Origin of the sequence: Acinetobacter sp. 809848 (genome assembly GCF_000581275.1) — a bacterium.
In the GTDB taxonomy this organism is placed as follows: domain Bacteria; phylum Pseudomonadota; class Gammaproteobacteria; order Pseudomonadales; family Moraxellaceae; genus Acinetobacter; species Acinetobacter pittii.
In genome coordinates this window covers 1-2,047 of the sequence record NZ_JEXG01000097.1, presented here as the reverse complement: position 1 = coordinate 2,047, position 2,047 = coordinate 1, and the positions used below count along the sequence as shown (strand labels likewise).

The 2,047-nt window shown below is 40.8% G+C and carries 3 protein-coding genes and 1 tRNA gene; all 4 read right to left on the bottom strand.

All coding sequences use genetic code 11. From position 1 onward, the window contains the following. On the bottom strand, positions 1-395 hold a 395-nt coding region (locus tag J536_RS23750; protein ID WP_032064197.1), incomplete at its 3' end, for a TonB-dependent receptor plug domain-containing protein. Positions 396-569: 174 nt separating this feature from the next. Next, positions 570-645 (bottom strand) — tRNA-Glu (locus tag J536_RS23745). 18 nt (positions 646-663) lie between these two features. Continuing rightward, positions 664-1,326: a ribonuclease T gene (rnt, locus tag J536_RS23740; protein ID WP_002117536.1), complete on the bottom strand. Its 663-nt coding sequence runs from the start codon at positions 1,324-1,326 to the stop codon at positions 664-666. Next, positions 1,311-2,047 (bottom strand): dihydroorotase (pyrC, locus tag J536_RS23735; RefSeq protein ID WP_032064196.1); only part of this gene is annotated, 737 nt, incomplete at its 5' end. The genes pyrC and rnt, both read right to left, overlap by 16 nt.

Sequence of the window (2,047 nt, the reverse complement as noted above, 5' to 3'; positions counted from 1 at the left end):
TTTGGATAACCACGGTTAATTGGGAATCCATTACGATAAAATTCACCGCTAGTGAAACCACGGAGATTAAAGCCTGTTAAGCCTTGGCCACCAAAGTTATTAGCGCGAGTCACACCACCAGCTAAATCAAGCGCTTCGATTAAACGTGTCGCGCCAATATCTTCAATTACTTTTTGAGTCACTACACGGACAGATTGTGGTGTATCTTTTAATGCGATTTCACTACGTGTTGCGCTACTTGAACTATCGACTTTATAAGTTTGGTCAGCTGCCTGTTGAGCTTTAATCTTAATCGTAGCGAGTGTGGTTGAAGGCTGATCTGTTTCTGCGAAAGTACTTGAGATACAACAGAGTTGAGCGATGCTCAGGGAGAGGAGGCGAAGCTTAAGATCCATTTAAAACCTTGTTGATAATAAATATCAGTATAAAAATAAGAATTATTATATTGTAAATCTATGTAAAGGAAATACTGGATCGGTGATATATATGTACAAGTGTATTTTATTTGGAAATACAGAAAATTAGAAATATAAAAATAAAATAGAAAGGAATTTTATAAGAAGAGAATATGGCGTCCCTACGGGGATTCGAACCCCGGTTACCGCCGTGAAAGGGCGATGTCCTAGGCCTCTAGACGATAGGGACGTTGAGGATGGCGGTATCTTAAGAAGCCGCCACCAAACTGTCAAGGAGGTAAGGTGACAGTTTGTTCAAAATATAGCAAAACAGTTCAGCAGTCTTCTGAGTATCGTACAAAGCAGAGTGTGCTTCTTTGCCATCGAACTCAATTCCAGCTTGAATACACGCTTTCGCAAGCACAGTTTGTCCAAACATAACAGCACTTAAAGTAACAGTATCCATCACTGAAAAACTATGAAATGGGTTTTGGTTTTTTGTACTTGTACGCGCAATTGCTGCTTGTACAAAACCAAGGTCAAAATGCGCATTGTGGCCCACTAAGACTGCATGTGTACAATGTTGCTGTTTGCGGACTTCATTCACCGATTTAAAAATACGGCGTAATGCAGTACGCTCATCTTCAGCCATTGCAATACGCATTGGATTGAATGGATCAATACCAATAAAGTCTAGCGAACGACGATCGAGATTAGCCCCTTCAAACGGGTTAATATGTGCATGAAATGCTGGACCAGGGACAAATTGTCCCTGAGCATCATACACAATTGGAATGCACGCAATTTCTAGCAATGCATCTGTCTGGGCATTAAAACCTGCCGTTTCAACGTCAACAACAACAGGTAAGAAGCCACGAAAACGTTGGCCAATGACCGGGACAGAGGTTTCTTGTGTCACACTTTTCTCCATTGCAGCGTTTTCCCGGCATGCAGCGGGATAATTTTTTGATCATCTAAATAATCAAAAGATTCTGGAACGAGGTTATCTTCTTTTACCAAAGTAATGGTAGAAGTATTACGTGGTAGGCCGTAGAAGTCTGCACCAAAGTGGCTAGCAAAACCTTCTAAACGTTCTAGTTTACCTACTTGATCAAATGCTTGAGCATAAAGTTCAATTGCATTAGGCGCACTATAACAGCCCGCACAGCCACACGCATTTTCTTTTGCATTTTGCGAGTGAGGAGCACTATCTGTACCCAAGAAAAATTTAGGGTTACCGCTCGTTGCAACTTCAAGCAAAGTGGTCTGGTGAGTTTGACGCTTTAAAATTGGTAAGCAATAGAAATGCGGTTTAATACCACCAACCAACATATCATTACGGTTAAATAATAAATGCTGAGGCGTGATTGTTGCAGCCACATTGCGGTCTTGTTCTAAAACAAAGTGTGCGGCATCGCTTGTTGTGATGTGTTCAAGTACCACTTTAAGTTTTGGAAACTGTTTTAATAACGGTGATAAAACTTCATCTAAGAAACGTTTTTCACGGTCAAAAATATCAACGTGGTTATGAGTCACTTCACCATGAAGTAATAACGGAACTTGATGCTCTTCTAGTTGCTCAATGACTGCATAAACTTTACGAATGTCACTTACACCGTTATCAGAGTTGGTGGTCGCACCTGCTGGGTAAA